The sequence below is a fragment of the Nostoc sp. genome (genome assembly GCF_036916655.1).
In the GTDB taxonomy this organism is placed as follows: Bacteria; Cyanobacteriota; Cyanobacteriia; order Cyanobacteriales; family Nostocaceae; genus Nostoc.
Window position 1 is genome coordinate 56,148 of record NZ_JBALFY010000046.1, and the last position, 24,944, is coordinate 81,091.

The window sequence follows — 24,944 nt, forward strand, 5'->3', positions numbered from 1 at the left end:
ACAATTTGCATAATTTATTTTTTCAACGCAGAGGCACGCAGAGGTTAAACGCAAAGGTACACAGAGGGTTTTCTCTGCGTACCTCTGCGCTTTACTTCTCTGCGTTCGCGCAGCGTGTCGCAGACAGACGCTTTGCGAATGCGTTCCTTTGCGTTTTAATTCTTCTCCTCTTCCTCCCCCTACCTGTTTGGGCAGCACAACCAGAACGCACACCCTTAACTCTAGAATTATTACAAGAACGACTGCGTACTCCGACACTCCGCGAAGGCAATCTAACTATAGATTTGCAGAAAATGGTGATTGATTTGCGGCCAGAAAACGCTAGCTTTCGTGATGTTTTTTACCAATTGCTGCGAAAAGAACTAGGTGCGAAACCTCTGGGTTTAGACCTCAGTTATACTTTGATTTTGGGGGATTTTGTGGGCAGCGATTTGGGTTTAAGAACACCATTGTATGCAAAAGCCATTGCTCCCATTTTCACCGCTACTGAACAAAAAGAACTAGAACGTTTGCGCTTTGTTTGTCTAGAGTCACTTGCAATTTCTTTACCCAACTCGAAAGATTGTCGATCGCTCTTAGGAACAGAGTCAACCCCCGCCAGTGAAATCGCTGTTTTTCGTGGTGTCTTAACACTGGTGCAAACTCGCTTCAATGGGGAAGTGAAGTTCTCTAATACATTTTTTCTTCAGTCTGTGGATGCCCAAGGTGCAACTTTTCTCCAATCCACTAATTGGACTGAAAGCAGATTCGCTCGTCCCGTTAGTTTCACCAGTGCTATCTTCAAGCAACCAAGCAATTTTCAGGGCAGTATTTTTTTTGAGAAAGCTAATTTCAAAAAAATAAAATTTCAGGAATTCGCTGATTTTCAAAATAGTATCTTTGAAAAAGTTGCCAACTTCAACCAAGCAAATTTTAAACAGTTGGCTAAATTCAATAATGTGCAGTGGCAAGGAAATGCTGATTTTTCGGATGTGGATTTTGCCAATCAAGTCCAGTTTACTAAAGCGGATTTTAATCAGTTTCTCTTTTTAACAGAAGCGACTTTTGAGCAAGCTGTCAGCTTCCGAGAAGCGGAGTTTAACCAATTGGTAAATCTCCAAGGTGCGAATATTCTTAACCAAGCAGATTTTAGCGATGCGAGGTTTGGTACAGAAGCTTGTTTAAGTGTATCTGGTTTAACTTTTAATTCCAACCAAGCGAAAATTTTAGGTAATCCCGGTGAGATTGGTAAGATGTTCTGCATCCCAACATTACAAGGTAATCAAAATATCTTGCGAAATTTGGGGCAAAACTTCCGTCAGCAACAGCAAGTTGCCGATGCTAATGAACTGGAATATACCAAACAACGACTGCGATTAATAGAGTTTGGCCGTCGTCTGACGGCTACAAATATTAATAGTGCAAGTGTCGCAAGTTTGATTAAATTAGGTTTTTCTGCACCCCAAGCCCAAGCGATCGCCCAGCGTCGTCTGCTAAAATCCTTTCGTAACAGTAGTGAGTTACTCACCATAGCAGACATCGATTTAGAAAAATATACTCAACTGAGCGATCGCTTAATTGTTGGCGAAACCCTTTCTATTGGTGGGTGGCTACTGCTAGCTTGGAGTTGGTTGGCGTTGAGTGTACTGCTGTTATTGAGTGGCTATGGGACAAATTTTTGGTTAGTTTTTGGTGTGGGAGGATTAGCGATCGCTTATTTCGGCTTATTGTTTTGGCTAGTAGATCGCTATCGTCGGCTGCATCCCATACCAATTATTCCCACAGTTTACGAAACCATTTCGATATTAGTCAGTTTTAGCGTTTTAGAATTCTTCAGCTTACTAGCGATCTTTCGGAATGCTGCACAACCTTGGCTGACATTAGGGTGTCTTTTTATAATTATTGTCCCCGTGCCAATGGCTTTATTGATCCGACTTTACCAACAAGGGCGCTATCACAATTTAATGAATGTTTCTTATTTCACAGAAGACGGCACATTTCGCCAGTTACGATTATTGATTGGGCGTTTGCCAGTGATACCAAGGAATCAGACATTTCGGGAACGATATATGCCCTTATTGTGCGATCGCCGTTGGAATTGGCTCAACTACTATGATTTTAGTCTCAACAACCTAGTTAAATTAGGATTTAACGACATTCGTCTGCGAGACGAACACTTACCAGGTATTATCTCTGCACTTGCTTGGTATCAATGGAGTTTGGGTTTAATTTACATTACGCTGGTTTTGTGGACACTTTCGCGTACAATTCCGGGGTTGAATTTGCTGATTTATCTAAAATAGCTGACTACGTGATTAGATGGCGGCAATGAATTCATTAACTGTAAGTCCAGCAGTACGGATAAGACTACGCAATGGACAACTTCACGCCCATTGAGAACCGGAAGGGCAGATGGCATGATTACGCTGTAACCTCTACTTGATCGGTCTCTACAGTAAGTGGTAAACCAAATTCTGCACGAACCTCAAGACAAGCTGCGATCGCGTCCTTAATATTTTCTAGGGCTTCTTCTCTTGTCTGACCTTGACTAATACAACCAGGAATACTGGGGCACTCAACAATCCAAACCCCATCTTCATCACGGTCGAGTATTACATTGAACTTCATACACTGTTCTGAGCAAGAGAGTTATAGTTATCTGTTATTGTAACCTGCAACCATTTAATCCAAAAAAGCAACCGAGCGATCGCACTATAAAGTTAAATTAATGCGATCGCTATCCGTGAAAATCTCGCTAATTATCTTCGAGAAGAATAGCCTGAACTGGTTCCTAGAGACTGGAAAATTTGAACTCAGATTCAGAACCCAACTAAATATTACTCATATTTTCTTCCCCAGTACTTAGTTCCAGAGGATGTGTAACCCATCTTCTGCTTTAGGCTTGCCGCACTCCCGCGTTATCATCTGAGAAAGATAAAACTGTTGTGATCATGGGGAGGTCTTTCTCACTTCAGGAATTTCAACAACTAAATCATCCCGTAAAATAGACAGGCAAGAACCCTGCCCTGTAAAAATATGGGAAAATTTTTGGGAAATTCCTCAAGACTCAGGAATCGCTACTTATCTGCTCACTCAGGACTCAGAACTCTTTATGTTAGCAGGCACAATTTTGCAGGATGGAAAATACACCCTAATTCAAGAAATAGGGCGTGGTGGCTTTGGCATTACGTTTAAAGCTACGCATCACTACTTGGATCAGGAGGTGGTGATGAAAACCATCAATGAACGGCTGCGACAACATCCTGATTTTGCCAAATTCGAGGGACAATTCCAGGATGAAGCCAGACGATTAGCTACGTGTATCCACCCAAATATAGTCCGAGTTAGTGACTTTTTTGTGGAAGCTGGACTGCCGTACATGGTGATGGAATACATCCCTGGCGAAACCTTGGGAGACGCATTTGTATTACCAGGGATAACTTTGCCAGAAGCAACAGCAATTCATTACATCCGGCAAATTGGGGCAGCGTTGCAAGTAGTACATAACAACGGTTTGTTACACCGAGATGTCAAACCAGATAACATTATCCTTCGTCAAGGAACCCAGGAAGTAATACTAATTGATTTTGGCATTGCCAGAGAATTTAATGGTGGTGTTAGGCAGACTCATACAGGCTTGGTTTCTGAAGGTTATTCTCCCATCGAGCAGTACTTGACACAAGCGCCACGCACACCCGCCACGGATGTTTATGGTTTAGCAGCAACCTTGTATGCACTATTGACAGCCCAAGTTCCCATGCCAGCATTATTACGCGATCGCGAGCAAATGCCTTCCCCCCGCGAATTGCAACCACATTTGAGTGCTGCTGTCAACCAGGCAGTAATGCGCGGGATGGCGGTGGAGTCTCGTTTTCGGCCAGCAACAGTTGCCGAGTGGCTGCAATTGCTACCTGGAAATGGAATGAATCTGACACCGCAAGTCTTACCCACTTACGCAGTGCCAACTGTCAATTTATCTGCCCAGCAGGCAGCAACTATAATTGGGAAAACTGCCCAAAATTCTCTTTATAGACCATCAGCTTTGGGCAACCCAGGCATGGCTAAGGAAACTTTACTGGCTAAAAAGCTGAGGTCATCTCAGGTATTGATTGGTATAGGTGTAGCCCTAGTTGCTGCTACAGCAGGTTTTGGAATCACGAGTATATTACCCAAATCTCAGCAACAGCCAACCACAAAGCCACTTTTTGAACAGCCAACTCCAGAACCAGGTGCAAAAGTACCTAACTTCGATAGTACATCCTCACCTCCGGGTGAAGAGAGAACCCAATCAGCACCCGTCTCTAATTCCAAGTCGCGCCGTCGCAATCGTCGTTCTTCCCCAGAAGAATCTTTCAGCCCCAACCCGACAGTAGAATCACAACGCGGCAATTTTGAACCTTCGCCTAGTGTTTCCCCCACACCCTCCCTAGTAGAGAAACTAAGGGCAATCCGCTCATCTCGAAAGGCTTCCCCCGCACCAGTACCACACAATAACTTACCCACTCCTAGTCAAGATTCTGCCTCCCCTCAACAGGTGAGTCCGTCAAAGCCTGTGGTTATACCAACAGCACCATCAACGGAATCCAAACAATCAGATCCTTCTGCTGTAGTAGTACCAACATTAGAAAAGCAAAATTCTCCAACTAATAGTCAACCCCAGAATGTTCAGAAGTTCGAGGAAAAGCCACAAGATGACAATAAGTAGTCAATGTTAAATTTTGAATTTTGGCAAAGTAGTGCGGTAAGTCCAGCACCGCGCTAACTCCTATTTAACTAAATACTTAGCTTGCTTCTCACTAGAGGCAATAATTACAAATTACGAATTAGTAATTAATTTAGGGAGAATTAAGCCTCTTTTGTACAACAACTTCCCCCTTCTGATTAATCTTCACCGGATTCTTGGGAAAAGCTTGATGATTCAAATAACGCATAAGTTTCACAGTCTCAAAACTCCGATCAATATGAGGGATTCCCTGCCGATCCATCCGAACAGGGATAATTTTACTTGATACCAAATCTCCCCCTGAATTGAGTTTGACTTCTAAAATCATTGAGTCACCTGTTTGGGCATTTGTAGATAAAGTCCGATATCCCAAAAAGTTTCCTAAAGAATAGGCAATCATTTTTCCCTTATAAATTTCCATCGCTCTTGGAACGTGAGGCCCATGTCCTAGTACTAAGTCTGCTCCTGCATCAATCATGTTTCGAGCAAACTCGATCGAATTACCTCGGTTTTCTCCATAAAAAAATTCTGTCTGATTCTTAACGTGTAGTGCCCCCGTTCCTTCGGCTCCAGCGTGCATCGATACCACTACAATTTTGGCTTTATTTTTGGCTTCTGCCACGAGTGCTTGAGCTACCCCTAAATTCTGAATAGAATTATACATTTCATAAGGAGAAAACCCAATCATTGCTACGGGAATATTGTTAGCTTCCAAATAAAGAATTTGATTTTTATGACCTAATGTTGCAATGCCCGCAGCCTCAAGATTTTTCTTTGTATCTTTGAAGCCTACTAGCCCAAAGTCCATTGCATGGTTATTCGCCATATTAAACACATTAAAACCAGCCTTAGCAAATAGCTGGGCGTATGTCGGTGGAGAGCGAAAAGCAAACACTTGTCCTCGACTAATATCTTTAGCACTGTAGGGATAATTAGTTAGACTACTTTCAAAATTACCAAATAAAATATCAGATCCTTGCAAGTGAGTTCTCACTGACTTTGGTAATAATTGATCTCGAAAACGGGGTAATCTATAGTTAGGAAAATTAGTGCCAGGAATAATATCTCCAACGGCTTTAATGGTAATAGTATTTGGAAAGGTTTTTTGTTTTGTTATTGATGGCGTAAGTTTAGAAATAGCTGAAAATGCTACAGACTTGGTAGGTTTAGTAGCAGCGTTTAATCGCTGCGATTGCCCAAGCCGGATAATGACTCCTATACTAATACCTAGATATAAACAAACGCTGATACAACTAAATGAGAGTACTCGCCCCAGGCTGCGATTTACCATCCTTAACTCCTCACACGATGGCATTAGTTTAGCCCAAAAATATGTACTGGCGGTGTATATTTTAGTTTTTTTTGGGAAATATTTGACTAAGTAAATACGGAAACATAATCCCGTCTCCCCCGTAAGTAATGATATATACTTACTGTCAAGGAAAAGAGCATCTATTTGTTTAATTGTTTAGTAATCTTTTTGAACGGAGAGGGGGGGATTCGAACCCCCGTTGAGTTTCCCCAAAACGCATTTCGAGTGCGTCACCATGAACCGCTCGGACACCTCTCCAGATATTTATTTAGACACTTGAGTATCTATATCCAGATTCAAATGCCATAAGTAAGGGAAATTCTATCAAATTCCCTATCCTATTATAGCATTATTGCTCTTTTTGCGTTAGACAAAAGTGCAATAATTCCCAATCGGCTTTAGTTCGTTGGTATAGATATTTCCCAAATTCCTTGATTTCCACCATATTCTAGAACATAAATCTTATTGCCGATAATCTCAGCATCAACAGGATTACTAAAACCTTTGACAATACGTGTGGCGTTAAGTCTATAGTTGGTAGTTCCTATTTTAGTTAACTTTAAATGCAGCAGGTCTTGACCGGGATCTTTAAATGGGCCTGCTATTGTTTCGCCGGTGGCGTCGCCTGGTGTCCAACCCAATACGAATCCATCTCTGTTAAATTCTGGACTCATTACTCCTTGTGTATCAAAAACTAAGCCCAAAGGAGAACGGTGTGCTGTAAAAGTGCTAAAACTTTGCCCCAGAACACTGGCATCTTTGACTCTGCCATCTAGAGGATCGCGGTAACTATCTGCGTCTGGGCCAAGATTAGGAATTGGTTCAATCAAGTTTCCAGCAGGTCGAACAGGAAAGGTTGGATCGTTACGATAGTAGCCCTTTTGAACAGCGTTAAATCTACGGTCTAACAATCGGTCATTGGCAGGATTATAATTGGGAAATTGTTGTGGATTGTCTGTCCCACCAATACGCCACGGAAAGCCATAATTGCCACCCAAACGTAGCCAATTTAATTCTTCTGACATGTCGCGATCGGGGCCATTTTCTGTGCCAAATAAATCCCCATTTGGTGCAAAGGCCATATCGAAAGTATTGCGTATTCCTTCTGCAAAAATATAGCCAGCGGTCTTTAAGGTTGCTCGATTGTTTGCAAGAAAGAGATTTCTACCACTAGTAGGAAGACGGAGTATACAGGCGGTTAATCCGACTTCGCGAGTATTGGGATATAAACCATCAACAGACTGAACCTCACCATGATCGGTACGAGAACCGCTATTCACATAGATAAAGTTACCATCTAGGCTAACAATCACGCCGTTAAAGCGATGGTCATAAGCTGTTTTACTTTTGGGATAGCCTGCACTTTTAGCTAAGACTGACCAAGTACGCTGTCCTGTTACCGAATTAATTACGCCTTTAACAATAATTGCTTTAGTCTGGTTATTTACAAGGTCTGCATTGCCAACCAAATAAATTGTGCCGTTAGGGCCAATGGCTATACCTTGAGTCTTACTGACATTATGATTACTAGAATTGTACACGAGTGTACTGGTAGAGGAGACTAAATTGAGTCGATAAATCTCACCATTCTCTTTGAGGTAATAAAGGGTATTGTTTCGTGGATCTTTTACAATCCGCACAGAAGGGGAGACTGATATCGTATTGATAATATTGCGAATCCTAATATCAGAACGCAGGGCTTCAGGTGCAGCATTTACTCTAGTAGTGCCATGACTTAATAGAACTATTGTAAATAACAGGGTTTTAGCAGCGAAAAAGCACTGTTTTAGAGCAAACTTCCCGATAAATCTGCGTTGAACTTGGTTGGATGATTTAGTCTTATTCATGATTTTCTTCATCAAAATTTACCCGGACATGATAAAAATCTGCCCTGAAATTGACAACGCTCTTATGCCAAACTGACTCCTAGCGTATAAGGAGTAGAGGTGCTGTCACTAGAGCCAGAGAAAGTTCCGCCGTCTTCAGGAAAGAACGCATATTTACTCACTGAAATGGAGTATGTACCTGCACTTAATGAAGCGGTGATTAACGATCCAAAGTCGGGGCCACTGTCGTCGTCACTTTGCAGTAAAGTCCCAGCATTGTTAAACAGTCCAATAACTGTATCATCGGTTGTCACTGCACTGATGGTGACAGTTTTTGGATTTGCTAGAGAAAATGTAAAAAAGTCGAAATCGGGATTGTCCCCCGGTTGAACTGTTACTAGCTCACCAGCAAGATTAATGTTTGAGCCTGATGATAAAGAACCCAAACTTTCGGCTCTAGCGAGTGTATTGTTTGTAGCTTGTCCAGCATTTTCCCGCTCATAGAAAAGGAAGTCGTCACTATCAAGTCTAAGGTTCACTACGCCCTGCACAATACCGATAATCTCATCTGGTTCTGTTCCAGGTTTATCTAAGAATATTTGTGTGTTGGCTCCAACAGTTTGTAGGCGGTAGTCCTTTGGGGAGCCTTTGAGTTCTATTCGATCTTCAGTACGGTTGAAGTCAGTAATAGTAGCCAAGTCCCCAAAGCCAGCATTTGCAGGGTTGTTATCGTCGTAGTAGACATTTTTAGCATCACCAAGGACAAATATATCTAGCCCAACGCCGCCAGTTAAGGTATCAATTTCCCCTAATCCAGGTGGAAGTAGACTACCAGGAAAAACACCGATGAGAATATCGTTTCCAGACCCACCATTGAGTATGTCATTGCCGGGTCCGCCTTGTAGGCTATCATTGCCGTCCTCACCATTGAGGATATCATTGCCCAAATTCCCGTCTAGGGTGTCATCGCCTGCTCTTGCATTCAGAATGTTGTTAGCACTATTACCGAAAAGGAAGTTGTTAAGAACGTTACCTGTTCCGTTGATGGTGGTAGTTCCCGTCAACCTCAGGTTCTCTAAATTGGCGGCTAGTGTGTAGGTGACAGAAGACCGGACGGTATCTATACCTGAATTTGCAGCTTCCGTAATGATATCAAGAGCAGTGTCAATTATGTAAGTGTCGTCACCGACTCCCCCATTTAAGCTGTCATTACCCAAGCCGCCATCAAGTGTATCATTGCCAAGACCACCGATTAAACTGTCGTTTCCCGTCCCACCAAACAGATTATCATTACCATCTGCACCGTTAAGGATGTCGTTACCTGAAGGACTATTGGCATTACCATTATCAGCCCAGCCATATATTGTATCATCTCCTGAAGTCCCATTTCTGGTGTCAGGATTTGTAGTGCCGTAAATAACTGCCATATTTATTATTGTTCCTAAATATCTAACTAATGCCTAAGTTCGGCCTAAGTCAAAGAACTCTTTCTAAGTTCAATGTTGATTAATTAAAACTGTAAATTTAAATACAGATAAACTGAGTAAGTTAATTAATACGATTTAAAAAAATATTAATTATTGATTTGGTTATTCGATTAAACAAATGGTTAAGTAACTAGATCAAAATTCATTTGTATTTTTTGGTTATTTTTTCGCAATCTTTATTAATTTCGGGTGTCTTTATTTACTTATCATGAGCAAAAGGTCACGTCAACTTATTTACCAAATCTTTAAAATGTAACCTGCGTAACTTATAATACACAATAAATTTATGAATGAACTTTAATTAAGTATTTTTTCAAATCTACTGTTTTTCTTGCTAAAGGTTGCGAGATTTTTCAACTTAATGCCTATTCTCGTTAAGTTAGGTTTCAATATAATTTTCTTTTTGCAAAAACAATACTTTTCTATTAAAGAAATGCCTTTTCAAATACATAAGTTAAATTAATAGATTATCTAAAGCATTTTTGAGTTTAATAAGACTTAAGCTTTACATAAATTTTATATGCCAATACGGTTCAGTTAGAGACGCAATAAATCGCCGTCTCTACAAGTGTTTTGTCGCTCATTCTGAACTGTATTAGAGTAACGCATTGCCTCAATCCAGCCTAAGAGGATGTTTGAAAAGTCTAAATTATGACTAGCCTTGGCGATTAGAAATCGCGGCTACACGAGACTTAACCCACGCAGGTGGGTTAAGAAGCTTGATTTTTCCTTAGTCCGCGTAGGCGGACTTTGTTTGTGTAGCCGCGATTTCCAATCGCTTTTCAAACATCCTCTAAGATTATCTACAGACTAATACCGCAAGACGGAGGTCAAAAGTCAAAGGAATTGTGTTCCAAGTTCTTGCACCATTTGAAATGGTCTGTTTATTTCCGCCGTGCTGTACTAAGCTAATGTACTTTTAATTTGCATAACTAGGGCGGGCAAGATGCCGACCCCACAAGAGTTTTAATGCCAGGTAATATGCAAATTAAATGTCCAACAGCTTAGTCTAAATTTCCAAAAATAAATCTAAACGTCAATAGGACTTACGCATTGACAAGAAATGCCAAATATGAATAAGGTTTTTAACCATATCTTTCGTAAGGGCACAGCATTGCTCATTGGTGTCAACTTAAGCAAAAAGTAAGCAAAAGATGTAGTCTAAGAACATTAATAAAGCCTGAAAACTTCCTATTTTAGGTAATTCACATCACGACGCATTTGTACAGTGCGTAAGTCCTAGTCAATTATTTTTTCTTGTAAACTAATTGTGCTTTGAAGCGTCAGGCATAATTGCTTCTTGAAGATTGACGCTGCTGAGGTTAGCTCCCCTAAGGTCGGCTCCTCTGAGGTTAGCTCCTCTAAGATTTGCTCCTGCCAAATTCGCACCCCTGAGGTTAGTCCAACTCAAATTAGCTTGACTCAAGTCAGCTTCACCGAAGTTAGCACGCAATAGGTAGGCACCAGTTAGGTGAGCCTTGTTCAGATTAGCTTTGTAAAAGTCAGCTTTGTAAAGATAAGCTCCCAACATTTCTGCTTCGTACAAACTTGCTTCGCTGAGGTCAGCGTCAATCAAGTTAGCTTCGATGAGGTTAGCGAAAGAGAGGTTAGTCCGCATCAATTTTGCTGCACCTAAATCGGCATCTCTCAAGTTAGCGCCTGTTAAATCAGTGCCAATGAGATTAGCAGATGCGATCGCAGCGCCTCTAAGATCAACCCCACTCAAGTCTGCTCCAATCAGATTAGCATGACTTAAATCTGCATATCTGAGTATAGCACCACTCAAATTAGCAACACTAAAGTTAGCCGTACTCAGGTTAGCTTCATTCAGGAAGGCTTTGTAGAGGTTGGCACTACTGAGGTCAGCACCACTGAGGTTTGCTCGCACGAGTAAAGCATTACCCAAATCTACCCTCCTCAAGTTTACTCCCTGGAGGTTTGCACCTCTAAGGTTATCGCCTTGCAGATTTGCGGCGCTGAGGTCTGGTTCAATTTGGGGATTTTTCTTTCTCCACTCAATCCATGTCACTGCACCTGCTTTGAGTAAAGTTAGATGCTCTCGATTTGCCATGTTCTCTTTTTTACTCCTGACGCCCACCCAAAGAATTTACCCGCCCAGCGACATTTTCGATAGCCGTTAACGCTCCTGCCGCACCTGCTAGAATATCCTGTTCTTGTCCACCTAAGTAAAGCCGTCCAAAACTACCTACAGCTTGAACTTCAAGAATGTTAATCCTCGCGGCTTTCTCCGCTTCATTGGCAGCCAATGCGGCATAAGCAGCAGGTTCCACTTCTAATACATATAGTGTTTGTCCTGCTAGTAGCATCTGTCCCCGACGCGTGCGATTAATCAGTTGTGTTTGATAAGCATCGATGTTGCGGATAATCTGACTAGAAATAACACGCGGTTTGAGACATTCCTCTCTTCGGACTCCCAAGAACGCCAGAATTGCTTGACCAGCAGCTCGCGTTTCGCCTTGAGAGCTAGAATGAACTTCTAATAGTCCGTATAGTCGTTCAACTACCTGTACTCCCGGACGGACAGAGGCAGATTTCAGGGCTATATCCGTAATCTTATTAATTTCGATACCAGGAGAGATTTCAATCCACAGTGATGTATCTCCTGGTAATGGTAAGAAGCCTTGGGCTACTGTTCCCATATATGCTGCATGTTGAGGTTGCAGGTTGTCGAGAAATACGAAACTGCGTAATTCTATGCCCAAGATTTTGCTCTCCAGTCGTGAGGGTAAAAGTTATTTATATGCAGGATTAAACGCCTAACTTGACAATAGAGGGTATAAAAGAGCGCAAAATCCGTTAAACGGATCTACACCTGTGTGTCAAATTGCAATTATAGGAGCCAATGCTTGTTTAGAAGACCATCGTCGTCGTGGGATAAAATCTACTTTGATCGGACGACATAATTTTTGTTGAACACAGCTGCTTTGTAAACACCTTAACCTTTTTAGATTACCCCAGTTTTACCCCAAATATTTCTGCAACATCTCCCAACCGGAACTGCAAGGATTTATTTCGAGATCCGTAGCGTATATTAGAGTTTCAACCCTGACAAGAGTGCAGTTACATAAGAAGCGCTCATGTAGCCTTTGTTTGCGATCGCCCCTAGTCATCTACAATTTGTAGGTGACGAAAATAACGTAAAAATAAGGCTTTCAGGCATAAATTATGAAAATTAAATCAAAAAATAATTACTAATTACCGAAAAACTCCGGTTTTTTTGGCTTCCTGATGATAAATAAAAGTAATAGCATTGAATGTCATGCTTCTTACCGCGAAGGATTATTGAGATTCTTCACTGCTTTCAGGATGACTACTGAACATCAGTTTTTTGCTGGGGATGCTTCTTTGCCACGCAAAAAGGAGATGGGGCTACATCAAAAAGCTCTACCACAAAACTTACTTTAGATGTATCTAAGTAACTATGCTGTTGAAGAAGAATTCAGAAGTCAGAATTCAGGAGTCAGAATCAATCAGTCGGGGATTCATACCCGCGACTTTCTTGTTGCCCACCAAATTGAAAATTTGGTGGGGGTCTTAAACCCAATTATTCAGACGCTCGCGGACTCGCTCTAAGCGAAGCCATGCCGAAGGCTTTACGCTGCGCTATCCGCCACTCGCACAGAATTCATTCTAAATTCTGACTCCTGACTCCTGACTCCTGACTCCTGAATTCTGTTCGATAAAGTGTAAAGATGTGACGGTATCTTGGAGCAAATTTTAAAAGAATTGCAAAGAACTTGGTGCCATTTTGGCAGGTTTCTCTCCCAAATATGGGATATTAGTAGATTGTACGAATCTTTATTTTTATTCACATCTGCCTGTTTGCACTAATTCCTATCTACTGAAAACTGTTAAGACCAAGCAAATTTGACACAGATAAGTTTAAGTAATTTAACGAAGTAGGAAATAATACATGGTATTATCACTGTCTTCTCATAACGTTATCCAGTATCTACAAGACGCTGGTTTGTGTAGCTCAGAAGATGACGTATCAGATAAATCTGAGTTGCCAGGAAGTAGTAAGAACAATTTCAATATACTGGTGACTTTAGCAGATAATCGCCAACTGCTTCTGAAACAAGAACGTAACGTTAACAACAATGACGCCGCGCCTCATGAATTGTTTCAGGAGTGGCTATTTCACCAGTTGCTCCAACAGTTTCCAGTTTTAGGTAACACTTCAGCAATGCCTACGGCGGTAAACAACGCGCCATTGGTAGTGCATTTTGACGAAGAAAATTCTATTCTTGTCCGCAGTTACTTGAGTGAATATGTGGAACTTGCGACATTGTACCACAACAATGAGATTTTTCCACAAGAAATTGCTTCTGCCATCGGCACTACTTTAGCGGGACTGCATCGCGCCACCTACAACCGCCGAGAATATCAGAATTTTATGGCAACTGCTCCTCAAGGAGAGTTTCGCTATGGTTTTTACAATCCGGCGCAAGGGTTAGGGTCAATGGGGCCGGAGATTTTTGGGAGTGTTCCCACGGATGCACTGAAATTCTATGTTCTCTATCAACAGTACGAGAGTTTGGAATCTGCGATCGCTGATTTAGCATATAGCTGGAATCCTTCTTGTTTGACTCACAACGACCTGAAATTGAACAATATTTTAGTTCATTCTAGGTGGGAACAACTAGACAATTGCCTAGTACGACTAATTGACTGGGAAGCTTGTTCTTGGGGAGACCCAGCCTTTGATTTAGGAACTTTACTAGCAAGCTACTTAAGAATTTGGCTCAAGAGTCTGGTAGTAGACCCCACCATTGAGTTAGAAGAATCTCTACATTTGGCGTTGACACCGTTAGAGATTTTACAACCTTCACTGATTGCCCTAATTAGAGCTTATGTGAATGCTTTCCCGATGATTTTGGAATACCGCAGTGACTTTATTTTGCGTGTTATCCAGTTTACGGGGCTGGCACTGATTCATCAAATTCAGGATACAATTACGTGCCATAAATACTTTAATAATGCTGAACTCTGTATGCTGCAAGTAGCAAAAAGTTTACTGACAATGCCAGAGCAAGCGATACTAACCATTTTTGGGATATCAGAGTCAGAAATTCTGAATCCTGTGGCAAAAATCCATAAATTTCCTCAGCCTGTAAGGGAACAGCAGTTACTTCGTATTTATTACGAAAAAACTCGGTTGCGTGGTTGTTAGTAGTAGTGAGCAGAATATTTTCAAGAAGAACACATAATTCTGATTACTGACTCCTGAATTATATTTTTTTAATTTTGATTTCTGAATGGATAATGCTAAATTCTTCTATCAATCAATCGCTAAATTCTCTATTTGATATTGCTCAGAATATTCAGATTGAGTCTAACTTTTGTATTTATCATCCCAATTATCAGCCATTTGCTCTGCCGACTAAAATAGCCGATAGATTTCAGCAAAATTCCGTAGATTTACAACAGAAGTATCTCTCTTTGTTGCTAAGAAATTTTCTCTATGGCATCTATTACAATGGCTCCCTACAAAGTACTTTAGCCGTCAATACTGATAGTACTAATCACCCACCAAAGCATAATTTAGCAGACAATTCCATTTTAGAGATTGATTGGGACTTTTATGAGCAACTGCACGCCAGTAACCACGGCATAGGTTACTTCGACCCTCAATGGCAGGTGTTGCGAAAAGAACCTGATGGAACTATGGCGGTGACTAAAGGCGGTTTAACACTTTATGTTGAGCCAGATTGCCATCTAAAATCCAGTAAGAAATCTACCAGAGTGGGTGACATGGTAGCAATCTGGATGCCCAAAAATCGACTGCAAAACGGCTGTTACTTAGCAGTTAGCAATGTTGGACAGGAACGGCAAAGTAACCCAGATGCCGATTTAGGAGCAGGGCGAATCTACTTTAACTTTACGCCATCTGGTGCGATCGCTCTCATGGAAAGCTTGACACTGCAATTAAACGCAGCCTCGATTCCCTTTAGCTTTCAGGTTCTCCACAACCCCTCTGCATACGGACGCTATGATTCGGGACTACTTTACTTTGAACTCCCCGACTATCCAGCAATCCGTACAATCCTTCAGGCTGTTTATATCGAAAATCAATCCCATTTCCAGCCCGAAATTCCTTTGTTTACCAAATTTTTAGCCCCAGGGTTAGGTTTAGCCGAAGAACCAACCCAAAAATTTGCAGCACAAGAAAGTTTTGGAATGAACCGTTGCCAAATTGTTGCAAATGCCTTGTTGGAAGCTTGGCAAAAAGGCAAAAACGCGATGGAGGAACGGATGAGGGTTATTGACCAACATTTTGCGCGGCATCTAATAGATTTGCAGCGTCCTTATCTCAATCCCAATTCTGAGGATATATATAGGCCCTTAAATTGATGGGGATTGGTTTGACTTCACCAATCCGTTTGCCTCGTTCCCAGTCTCCGACTGGGAATGCTTGTCTTTGAGGCTCCGCCTCTCGAACTCGCGGCAGAGCCGCTTTTGAGTTGCATTTCCAGCCTCCGGCTGGAAACGAGGTTTTAAAGGAGTTTCAGCTTAAGTTGACACCAATTAGCATTACTGTGCCCTATTGTGTATTGCATCCAAACGAGAACCGCTACAGTCCCCAGTCCCCAATCCCCAATTTAAAATTCCACAATTACCGGCACATGGTCGCTAGGTTGAGTTAACTTTCTTGGCGCGACATCAATAATGCAACTTTTAGCGCGTTCATATAGCACAGGTGTCAGATATTGATGGTCAATTCGCCAACCTAAGTTACGACGAAAAGCGGCAGAGCGATAATCCCACCAACTATAATTTCCGCCTTCTGTGTTGAATTTGCGAAAAGCATCGGCAAATCCCAGCGCCAAAATGTCCCGTAAGGCTTGACGCTCTGTTTCTGTTGCCATGATGTGATTTTCTGTACTCACTTGCTCGTGAATATCCTTGTCTTCTAGGGCAATGTTGAAGTCGCCGCAAACACAAATTGCGGATTCTGACAACACCAGCAATCGTAAATACTCGTGTAGCGCTGTCAACCAGCGGAGTTTGTATTCATATTTCTCGGTTCCTACCGCTGCACCATTGGGAACATATAAGTTCACAACGCGAACACCATCAATTACACCTGTAATCACGCGCTTTTGCTCGTCCCATTCATGATGTAAATCTGGCAAAATCGCCCGAAATCCGCTGCTGACATCTACAAGTGGCTGGCGGCTAATCAGGGCTACGCCGTTATAAGATTTTTGTCCTGATATATAAAGGTTATAGCCTAACTCCTCAAAAGGCGATCGCGGAAATTCAGCTTCCACAACTTTAGTTTCTTGCAAGCAGAGAACATCAACAGGATTCAGGGTTAACCAATCGATAACCTGTTCAAGGCGAGTGCGAATTGAGTTGACGTTCCAAGTAGCGATTTTCATTAGTTAATTATCAGAATTTTTGTAAATTACTAATTACAAATTATGTAATTATTGTACAATTACTTAATATTTATAATTTTTCTTCCTTTTACCAATTACCTTTAAACCAAGCTTTAATGATTTGATCCCATTGAATATTTTAGTATTTTCCGCTACAAAATATTCAATTTTGTAAGTTCCACTACAAAATATTCTACCTCATTATGATCCCCAGGACAGATGCAACAAGTAATAGATTAGTTATAGGTTAGAAGTGTAGGTCAGAGTTGACTTTTGCCGATAGCCCATTAGATTTGACGGAAGTAAATGTGCGGTGCGATTAATCTTTATTGGCCTTTTGTTAGCCTTTTAGGTTAATTTAAATGTCAAAAGAGTAAGTAGAAATGCTCTGGCCTCATAAAATAATGATGTAGCTCATTATTGAGGTAAATTTCATAGACTGAACCAAAAAAACTTATGAAAATCGCTCAAGTTGCCCCCTTATGGGAAAGGGTTCCACCTCCTAATTATGGAGGAATAGAACTGGTAGTGAGTCGCTTAACTGATGAACTTGTTCGTCGTGGTCATGAGGTAACGTTATTTGCCTCTGGCGATTCTCAAACTTTGGCTTATTTAGAAGCAGTCTATCCACGTGCATTACGCTTAGACCCAAATGTGAAAGAGTATGCAGTGTACGAAATGCTAGAACTAAGCCAAGTTTACCAACGTGCTGCCCAATTCGATATTATCCATTCTCATGTAGGGATTTCGGCATTACCTTTAGCGAGTTTGATAACAACAACTTCTACAGTTCACACCCTGCACAATAATTTTACAACTGACAACCGTCACGCATTTAGCTACCACCAAAAGCAACCTTATATCAGCATTAGTAACTCGCAGCGTCAAATCGATCTCAATTATGTTGCCACAGTTTATAACGGAATTGAACTAACAGATTACCCATTCGTAGCCCAACCGTCAGAAACTCCATATTTGGCATTTTTAGGGCGTTTTTCGCCAGATAAAGGGCCGCAACATGCGATCGCCATTGCTAAACAAAGTGGTTGGCGCTTGAAGATGGCAGGAAAGGTTGATGCAATACACTCAGAGTTTTTTGAACAAGAGATTGCTACCCATATAGATGGTCAGCAAATTGAATATCTCGGCGAAATTAATCACGCCGAAAAAACTGAACTTCTGGGCAATGCTGCTGTGACTCTTTTCCCCATTAACTGGCAAGAACCTTTTGGTTTAGTAATGATTGAATCAATGGCAACTGGTACACCAGTTATTGCGATGAATTTAGGTTCGGTACCTGAAGTTATTGCCCACGGGAAAACAGGTTTTATCTGCAATAACTACGCAGAAATGGCCGCAATGATTCCACTAGCTTTGGAACTCAATCGTCAAACCTGTCGAAAATATGTGGAAAATAACTTTAGCGTTAGCCAAATGGTTAACGGATATGAAGCTGTTTACAGACAAATTATTAAAGACCGCATAGAATCGAATGGTCGCATTCATGCAGCTAACATCCATTTTTAATTAACTGCTTTTTTACTGAGCTTAAAACAACAATTTTTTTTAAGGAGGATATTTGGTATGAGTACGAGAGCCAACACCTGCCCATGCTGCGGTGGTTCCCTCCTGCGTCATGCCCGTCATGGTGAACTATATTGGTTTTGCCTGTCGTGCCGACAAGAAGTACCGCTATTAAATGCTATTCGCTTACCTAATGTGGAAACCCGGAACACCGGAGTGGTTCCCCAGCCAGCGGTGAATACCTAGTTTTTCAACATATAAAACTTACTAAAAATCAATACTGATTTTGTTTAGACCTATCAACTAACTTCAACTGGTAAAATCAGATGGAGCTAATTGATAGGTTTTAAAGTTTTGTTAGCAGCATTACTTCATGGTCAAGAAGATTTACGCCTAGAGCAAGTTCCCGATCCCATTCCGGCGGCTGGCGAAGTTGTAATCCAGGTGGGGGCAGCAACAACTTGTGGTACAGATTTGAAAGTCTGGCGGCGTGGTGGTCATGCCAAAATGCTGATACCGCCAACACTGTTTGGTCATGAAGGTGCTGGGCGAATTGTTGCCTTGGGTGCAGGGGTGACAAATTGGCAAGTAGGCGATCGCATTGTCGCCAACAATTCCGCCCCATGCACGAAATGCTTTTTTTGTCAACGTCAAGAATATTCCTTATGTCCAAATTTGACATGGAATAATGGTACTTTTGCCCAATACCTGAAAATTCCCGCACCGATAGTAGAGCATAATTTATTGCACATTCCCGATAAGTTGCCGTGGGAATTGGCAGCGATGACGGAACCTTTAGCTTGTGTATTGCATGGTGTAGCGCGTTCTGATATTAAGCCCAAAGATAAAGTAGTCGTCTTGGGAGATGGAGCAATTGGGCTGATGTTTGTGGCGGTGTTGAGTGAGAAAGCTGAGGTTTTACTATGGGGAGGTAATAACCACAGATTAGAAATTGGTCAGAAATTGGGTGCAGCCCAGACCTTTAATTATCATCAAATCCCGGATATTCCCAGTGTGGTGAAAGAACTTACTCAAGGATGGGGCGCAGATGTGGTAATTGAAGCCACTGGTGTACCAAGTGTTTGGGAAAGTGCGATCGCCTGCGCCCGTCCTGGTGCAACAGTCAACTTATTCGGTGGATGTCCACGAGATACTAGCATCACTGTGAATACAGAACAGCTACACTATAGCGAACTTACCATCAAAGGCGTGTTTCATAATACACCAGAGTATGTGCGATCCGCTTTATCACTTATAGCTAGTCGTAAAATTCCCTTTGAGTTACTTATTAGTGAACAGCGGCCATTAAAAGATTTAGAACAGGTGTTTTCTGATATGAAGGCGCGAAAGGTGATTAAGGTAGCGATGATTCCTTAGTATTTTGGTAGCCACTTCCCAGGGCACACTACAATAACTAGATATAGGCATCACAGACTTAGGCTAAAGTACTATGACTCCTCAAGTCATTACCCCAGTATTGATGATTGAACCCTCATCATGGCTCCGCTCTGGCATCACCATTGAGAAAGTTGATAATGTTAACCTTGCTAAGTTCACAGATGAGTTACATACTCGTCTAGAAGAATTGCTTGAGAAACGAAAAGCTGGATTGCTGACTCCTGAAGAAGAAGCAGAATATGCTGGAATTGCTGAACTAGAGCGCATTCTAACTTTTGTTAACGCTAAACTGATTGCCAGTCGTGGGTGTTAAAGATAGCACTCGGCAGTTTGTGCGTGAAAGAGCTAAATATCTGTGTGAATATTGCCACTCTCCAGAACGCTCCAGTTCAGATCGCTTCACAATCGATCATCTTGTTCCACAATCATTAGGCGGCTCAGATGTAGATGACAACTTAGCTCTAGCTTGTCGTCGCTGTAATGAGCGTCGTTACAACTTCACAACTGGCGTTGATCCTCAAACTCAGCAAGAAGTCGCCTTATTCAATCCTCGTCAGCAACGGTGGGTAGATCACTTCATCTGGACAGGCGATGGACTAAAGATCGTTGGCAAAAGTGCTACAGGTCGAGCAACTTGTCATCGACTAGATATTAATGATGAATTTCACAACCAAGGATTTATCCAAGAATCTAGGCAGTTATGGATACAAGGAGGCTGGCATCCACCTGTAGACGATCCTCGTCTTTGATGCTTGAACTAGCGATCGCATGAGATACTGGAAACATTGCTTCACCAATAACCTCAAGCATGCTAACGACCAAACTGCGATCGTTAAAAGTTTAGAACAGGAGTTTAATGAGATTAAAGTAGTTTAATTGTAGTACTTTAAGCTTCTACCTAGTGAATCGTAAAATTCTCCATAACTTACATTCATCTAGATTATCGAAGAAGATTTGGGGTTGAAAGCAGTTTACAGTTTATAGATGAGAAAATCTCTGTCGAATTACTAACATTAGCCTTTTTTAGCTGTTAAACGGGCATAATCTCCCAGCCATTCAGATTTTTGAACCTCAGATTTGAAGGCAAAAATATTCATTTCTAGCAATCCCACGATCACACTTTTGCGCCATAGTGCTTTTCTCAGACGTGTTCTCGCTCTTTGTGATTGATCAAAATAAGCTTCTATAGAAATATCCGGTAATAACTGTAAATTCAAGTCACGCATTATTTTCTGCCGAAATTTTAAATGCGATCGCAATAGTTCTTCAGGAGTTACTCCCTGTTGAACAACAGTTATCCTCCTTGGGCGGCGTAAAAAAGCATAGACAATAGCCTGATTAGGAGAATTATCTTTAAAACTAACTGACCATTCTTGCTCTAAAGCACTGTTAATAGCACAAAAGACTAATGAACGTCCAGGTGTTTGTATGACTTCTGCAAAACAAAAATGTTTTGGATGGGAAAAATTTCTAGCGACAGTAAGGGAAGATTCTGACAGTTCTAAGTCACTAATTCTAGTAAAACCGAGCGACTCTAAAGTATTCGTGTAGTAGTTGAAAGTCTTAATATCTATTTGAGATAGAGATTCTGACTGTGCTGGTACAATTTTTAATTTTCTAGAAATATTTGAGAGCAATAGTATCTTTACAAATATCTCAAAGAATAAAATAAATGGTAGTACGATAATAAATATATAACAGATACTTGCCGGAATAAATTCTAGATTTAGGAGATAATGGAGTATTACCTTACCGACAAAAGCGGTATAAATAAACCAAAAGCTAAAAGCAGATATCTGTATAATTGTTTTTTTCATATCTGGATATATTTGGATATTTAAATGTCACTTGCTGTTAGATAGTCCGATAATTTTACTATCACTCTATGTATGGTTCCCAAAAAATAAATATCTCAAACATTAAAAGACAAGATTTTCTACACATCCCTCTTGCAAAGCTATGGTGTACACACAAGTCCTAAAAACTAGCTTTTTCTCTGATAGAGCGTTGATAAGTAATATCCCTGATATCTGAAGTTGGGTTGACCTATTGAAATAATCTTGCTGAAAAACGGGAAGACTATGATTACTCCCGAATGGGGAAATTTCCATGAAAGTCCCGAACAGCAAAATGCTCAAAAAATCTCTGCTTAACTATTTAATTTTGCCTTTTTCTCTAGTGCCTTGGCTGTGCGTAGGAATGCTTTTTGATTCCCAAGCTAATGCTTTACCAGGGCAAAGTACAGAGGAAGTGGGCACCTGGATTAAAGCACATCCTACACTCCGTCCCAGGAGTGGGGAAAAATTATTTGTGCAAAAAACTGATACAGCCGCCCAAAGATTCACTTTTCAAGCGTCGGTATTGCCTCCCGGTAGGGTGGAATTTTCTAAAGACCGAGCCACAATTCGCAGTGAGCGCATTGCTATGTATGATGCCATTAACGGCATGACATTTGAGCGCCTTCAAGAATCCTTGCGGGTGATTTATGGCTTAGAGATTTATCAAGACTACGATCGCGCCCAAGTCGTGTATCAATATCCCAGCCAAAAGGTAGTTAATTCGGCACGTCTAGCCAAAACTCCGATTCGGGAAGCTTTAAAGGGAGAATTACGAGTAGGCGATCGCTATGTATATTGGGTAGAAATCGCTCAACCCAAGGCTGGCAAAGCTTTTACTGGCCAAATGACAGTTTTGCTCAAAACTGACCTAGACAAATTAGAAAAGGAACTGCAAATTCGTTAATGGGGCATTGGGCATTGGTTATTCCCCTTCTCCCCTTCATCTCCCTCATCCCTTCTCGTTGAAAGATTACTGAATCGCGTTCTACAACTTCCCCAACTCCATCTGAGCTAGAGTTTGCCATGTGCCCGAAAAGATACTTTCAGATGCTAAGGAAATTCGTAGTAAATCTTCCTTCAGCAGTGGCGGCCAATCAACTCCGGCTTTACGCCCTGCGCCAAATAGCTGTTGCGCCTTAATGCTTAACTGATAAAGGGCCAAAGCCAATTCTCGGTCTAGGCTCTTTGCATCTTTGAGGGCTTCAAACACCACTTTCAACGCCAACAAAATCGAGGTGATCTGACCGGGTACCGGCGGTTTGCCCTGTTTCATACGCGTTAACAGCGCATCTGGGTTTTCCTCGGTTGTGATTGTCTGATCTATGAGGAGTTTCCTAGCTGTTTCGTAATTCATGTAGCCAGTTTACCTTACATTTTACTTCAGCAGGAATACTTAATTAAAAAGTCATGAAATTGTTTTCTGGTTATTTATAGCAATCTCTTGTAATTTGTGAAAAGATAGGCGTGGGGAAAATGATGGAGTATTTGCGATGTTCTAGGATAAAATCTTTAAAAAATACACCTTACTAGGAATCAAAAGCAAAATGATCTCACCGAATTTACTAGAAATTGAGCGCTCTATCCTTGCCTTGTCTGTAGAAGAACAACTTTGGCTGTTAGAAAGTATTGTTCGACAAATCCGAGAAAATGAGTATGTAAAAGATAAATTAGTTGATGTCAACAATCCAGAAGAACAACTGGAAGTCAGGATTAGTGAACCAAAGATTCAAATAGGAACTGCTTCTATCAATGATGAGTTTGCCATTTCTGAAATACTCTGATGTGTAGTTATAAAAATTATGAGATTGTCCGATTTAAAAAAGTAAAATATACAAGTTGTCAGTGAGCGATCGCTTAAAATTTCTCACTGCGATCGCCCATCTACTGCAAAACGATCTAACACCCCACTCAGATCCCAAAGGCTCAGTGCATATTGATAAACACCAACATCATAGGAGTACTCTTACAGAGAAGCAAGCTACGCGCAGCGTCTCTAGAGAGCGTCTTAAAATCGGGGGCTTTAAACCTCGATTCTCCATCCAGTCGCACAGAATCTATTCTGGATTCTGGCTCAGGAATTGCTGAATTCTTCTTCGGTAATAGTTTGCCCAGGCATCTTTCTGTATAGATACAGCACTTACAGCAGCTATGAGGTACATTCTCAAATCTAAAAGCTTTGATAGGAGAGGACGAGGAGAAAAACTGTATTGCATAATAGCCGGAAGCGCTGTATAGGTTTTAAATGTTGCTCTAATTTGAAGATTAAATAACTATTAAATCGTGTAAGAAGGTACTCTTATATCTTGCTTAAGCCTGATATCTTCTTGGGAACAGCTTTGTTGTTGTCAGGTAGATTGATGAGTCGAATTAATGGATTTTTAGGGCGACGTGATTTCTTAAAATTCGCCAGTGTGCTAGGTATTGCAGCTACTAGTTTTGGTGATAGCTTTTGGAACTTAGAGCAAACTGCTGTTGCTGATATTCACCCAGTTAACCCTAATCAAATCAGTCCAGATGAAGCTGTCAGACGCTTACTGGATGGTAATCAAAGATTTATTCAGCAAAAACGTCAATATCCCGATCAATCACTAGAACGTCTACGATTAGTTGCTAAAGCTCAGTATCCCTTTGCTGCCATATTGGGCTGTGCAGATTCTAGAGTACCTGCGGAAATCGTCTTCGATCAAGGACTTGGAGATTTGTTTGTCGTGCGAGTTGCTGGTAATGTCGTTAGTGACACGGTGATAGGTAGTCTGGAATATTCTACAGCAGTATTGGGTTCTCAGTTGATTGTGGTTTTGGGTCATCGAAGATGCGGTGCGGTAGCAGAAGCAATCAAAAACGAACCACTTCCTGGCAGAATTGGTTTAATTATTGAGGGTATCAAACCATCTGTAGAAAGGGTAAAGTTCCGCACAGGTGATAATATGCAGGATGTGGTTATAGCCAACATTCAGTATCAAACTGAAAAATTGCAGGAAAGCTCAACTATTTTAGCTAAATTTCTCCGTGAAGGTAAACTAAAAGTTGTTGGTGCTTGTTACGATATTGACACTGGAAAAGTCAATATTATTACTTGAATCTTTCACATCTTTTAGGAGTTTAATAATTTTATAAAAATTCTTGGGATAAAATATTTTAATTGATAATCTTTAAAATTGATTACAATCATTATTTAATTTATAAAAATAGTTAATATCAAACCTTTTATAAATTTTTTTAGCCAGGAATTATTGATTAGAAGTTAGATTGATTGTAGAAAAATAAACAATTTTATATTGGCTTTTAATCAATATTTAGTCTGATATTTAACAATCACTAAATGGGATAATTAGCCCACTGAAATTACAGTCAAGTAATTTTTAAATATTCTCTCATCTATTTCTTATTTACAGCAGTTTTCATGTATTTGAACCACATCTGTTGTAGGGGCACAGCAATGCTGTGCCCC

At 41.0% G+C, this 24,944-nt stretch carries 22 protein-coding genes and 1 tRNA gene; 13 read left to right on the forward strand and 10 right to left on the reverse strand.

Translation table 11 applies throughout. The features are described 5' to 3' along the window. Positions 1-5 precede the first annotated feature (5 nt). Positions 6-2,282, forward strand: a complete 2,277-nt coding sequence (locus tag V7L31_RS12280) for a pentapeptide repeat-containing protein (protein ID WP_334696476.1) — start codon at positions 6-8, stop codon at positions 2,280-2,282. 118 nt (positions 2,283-2,400) lie between these two features. Here V7L31_RS12280 and V7L31_RS12285 read toward each other — a convergent pair whose 3' ends face one another. Then, the gene (locus V7L31_RS12285; protein ID WP_334696477.1) at positions 2,401-2,607 is read right to left on the reverse strand and encodes a type II toxin-antitoxin system HicB family antitoxin; all 207 of its coding nucleotides are present in this window, start codon (positions 2,605-2,607) and stop codon (positions 2,401-2,403) included. Between the two features lie 484 nt (positions 2,608-3,091). Here V7L31_RS12285 and V7L31_RS12290 point away from each other — a divergent pair, with 484 nt between their 5' ends. Next, a complete protein-coding gene (locus V7L31_RS12290; RefSeq protein WP_334696478.1) occupies positions 3,092-4,684 on the forward strand; it encodes a serine/threonine-protein kinase in 1,593 nt (530 codons plus the stop codon). Between the two features lie 130 nt (positions 4,685-4,814). On the opposite strand, the gene V7L31_RS12295 is transcribed toward V7L31_RS12290, so the two are convergent. The 6 genes from V7L31_RS12295 to V7L31_RS12320 form a co-directional block, all read right to left on the reverse strand. Continuing rightward, positions 4,815-5,993 carry a CapA family protein gene (locus tag V7L31_RS12295; RefSeq protein ID WP_334696479.1) on the reverse strand — a complete coding sequence of 393 codons (1,179 nt, stop codon included), beginning with the start codon at positions 5,991-5,993 and terminating at the stop codon, positions 4,815-4,817. Positions 5,994-6,187: 194 nt separating this feature from the next. Next, a tRNA-Ser gene (locus tag V7L31_RS12300) sits at positions 6,188-6,272 on the reverse strand. Positions 6,273-6,412: 140 nt separating this feature from the next. Then, positions 6,413-7,861, reverse strand: coding sequence for a PQQ-dependent sugar dehydrogenase (locus tag V7L31_RS12305; protein WP_334696480.1), 1,449 nt, complete (start codon positions 7,859-7,861; stop codon positions 6,413-6,415). A 62-nt stretch (positions 7,862-7,923) separates the two neighbouring features. Then, positions 7,924-9,267, reverse strand: a complete 1,344-nt coding sequence (locus V7L31_RS12310) for a DVUA0089 family protein (protein ID WP_334696481.1) — start codon at positions 9,265-9,267, stop codon at positions 7,924-7,926. Between the two features lie 1,324 nt (positions 9,268-10,591). Continuing rightward, a complete protein-coding gene (locus V7L31_RS12315; protein ID WP_334696482.1) occupies positions 10,592-11,398 on the reverse strand; it encodes a pentapeptide repeat-containing protein in 807 nt (268 codons plus the stop codon). A gap of 10 nt (positions 11,399-11,408) precedes the next feature. Continuing rightward, on the reverse strand, positions 11,409-12,050 hold the full coding sequence (locus V7L31_RS12320) for a hypothetical protein (RefSeq protein ID WP_334696483.1): 642 nt from the start codon (positions 12,048-12,050) through the stop codon (positions 11,409-11,411). A 526-nt stretch (positions 12,051-12,576) separates the two neighbouring features. Between V7L31_RS12320 and V7L31_RS12325 the strand changes: the two genes are divergently transcribed. The 3 genes from V7L31_RS12325 (at position 12,577) to V7L31_RS12335 (ending at position 15,702) form a co-directional block, all read left to right on the forward strand. Further along, on the forward strand, positions 12,577-12,753 hold the full coding sequence (locus V7L31_RS12325; RefSeq protein ID WP_334696484.1) for a hypothetical protein: 177 nt from the start codon (positions 12,577-12,579) through the stop codon (positions 12,751-12,753). 508 nt (positions 12,754-13,261) lie between these two features. Beyond that, complete coding sequence (locus V7L31_RS12330) at positions 13,262-14,521, forward strand: phosphotransferase family protein (protein WP_334696485.1); 1,260 nt, start codon at positions 13,262-13,264, stop codon at positions 14,519-14,521. Positions 14,522-14,613: 92 nt separating this feature from the next. Next, positions 14,614-15,702 carry a T3SS effector HopA1 family protein gene (locus V7L31_RS12335; RefSeq protein WP_334696486.1) on the forward strand — a complete coding sequence of 363 codons (1,089 nt, stop codon included), beginning with the start codon at positions 14,614-14,616 and terminating at the stop codon, positions 15,700-15,702. Positions 15,703-15,950: 248 nt separating this feature from the next. On the opposite strand, the gene xth is transcribed toward V7L31_RS12335, so the two are convergent. Continuing rightward, positions 15,951-16,733 (reverse strand): exodeoxyribonuclease III, encoded by a 783-nt coding sequence (gene xth / locus V7L31_RS12340; RefSeq protein ID WP_334696487.1) that lies wholly within the window; start codon positions 16,731-16,733, stop codon positions 15,951-15,953. A gap of 456 nt (positions 16,734-17,189) precedes the next feature. On the opposite strand from xth, the gene V7L31_RS12345 reads away from it, so the two are divergent. The 5 genes from V7L31_RS12345 (at position 17,190) to V7L31_RS12365 (ending at position 20,404) form a co-directional block, all read left to right on the forward strand. Then, the gene (locus tag V7L31_RS12345) at positions 17,190-18,260 is read left to right on the forward strand and encodes a glycosyltransferase family 4 protein (RefSeq protein WP_334696488.1); all 1,071 of its coding nucleotides are present in this window, start codon (positions 17,190-17,192) and stop codon (positions 18,258-18,260) included. 57 nt (positions 18,261-18,317) lie between these two features. Next, positions 18,318-18,503 (forward strand): hypothetical protein, encoded by a 186-nt coding sequence (locus V7L31_RS12350; RefSeq protein ID WP_334696489.1) that lies wholly within the window; start codon positions 18,318-18,320, stop codon positions 18,501-18,503. Between the two features lie 108 nt (positions 18,504-18,611). Next, entirely contained in the window at positions 18,612-19,634 is a 1,023-nt protein-coding gene (locus V7L31_RS12355; RefSeq protein ID WP_334696490.1) for a zinc-dependent alcohol dehydrogenase, read from the forward strand. A 73-nt stretch (positions 19,635-19,707) separates the two neighbouring features. After that, positions 19,708-19,968: a hypothetical protein gene (locus V7L31_RS12360; RefSeq protein WP_334696491.1), complete on the forward strand. Its 261-nt coding sequence runs from the start codon at positions 19,708-19,710 to the stop codon at positions 19,966-19,968. Then, on the forward strand, positions 19,958-20,404 hold the full coding sequence (locus V7L31_RS12365; protein ID WP_334696492.1) for an HNH endonuclease: 447 nt from the start codon (positions 19,958-19,960) through the stop codon (positions 20,402-20,404). The genes V7L31_RS12360 and V7L31_RS12365 overlap by 11 nt, the downstream gene beginning before the upstream one ends. 264 nt (positions 20,405-20,668) lie before the next feature. Here V7L31_RS12365 and V7L31_RS12370 read toward each other — a convergent pair whose 3' ends face one another. Then, on the reverse strand, positions 20,669-21,472 hold the full coding sequence (locus tag V7L31_RS12370) for a hypothetical protein (protein ID WP_334696493.1): 804 nt from the start codon (positions 21,470-21,472) through the stop codon (positions 20,669-20,671). Between the two features lie 313 nt (positions 21,473-21,785). Here V7L31_RS12370 and V7L31_RS12375 point away from each other — a divergent pair, with 313 nt between their 5' ends. After that, complete coding sequence (locus V7L31_RS12375) at positions 21,786-22,397, forward strand: hypothetical protein (RefSeq protein WP_334696518.1); 612 nt, start codon at positions 21,786-21,788, stop codon at positions 22,395-22,397. Between the two features lie 81 nt (positions 22,398-22,478). Here V7L31_RS12375 and V7L31_RS12380 read toward each other — a convergent pair whose 3' ends face one another. Beyond that, positions 22,479-22,847, reverse strand: a complete 369-nt coding sequence (locus V7L31_RS12380; RefSeq protein WP_069070526.1) for a Dethiobiotin synthetase — start codon at positions 22,845-22,847, stop codon at positions 22,479-22,481. 190 nt (positions 22,848-23,037) lie between these two features. Between V7L31_RS12380 and V7L31_RS12385 the strand changes: the two genes are divergently transcribed. Beyond that, the gene (locus V7L31_RS12385) at positions 23,038-23,274 is read left to right on the forward strand and encodes a hypothetical protein (RefSeq protein ID WP_334696494.1); all 237 of its coding nucleotides are present in this window, start codon (positions 23,038-23,040) and stop codon (positions 23,272-23,274) included. A 576-nt stretch (positions 23,275-23,850) separates the two neighbouring features. Beyond that, complete coding sequence (locus V7L31_RS12390; protein ID WP_334696495.1) at positions 23,851-24,573, forward strand: carbonic anhydrase; 723 nt, start codon at positions 23,851-23,853, stop codon at positions 24,571-24,573. Positions 24,574-24,944: the final 371 nt, after the last annotated feature.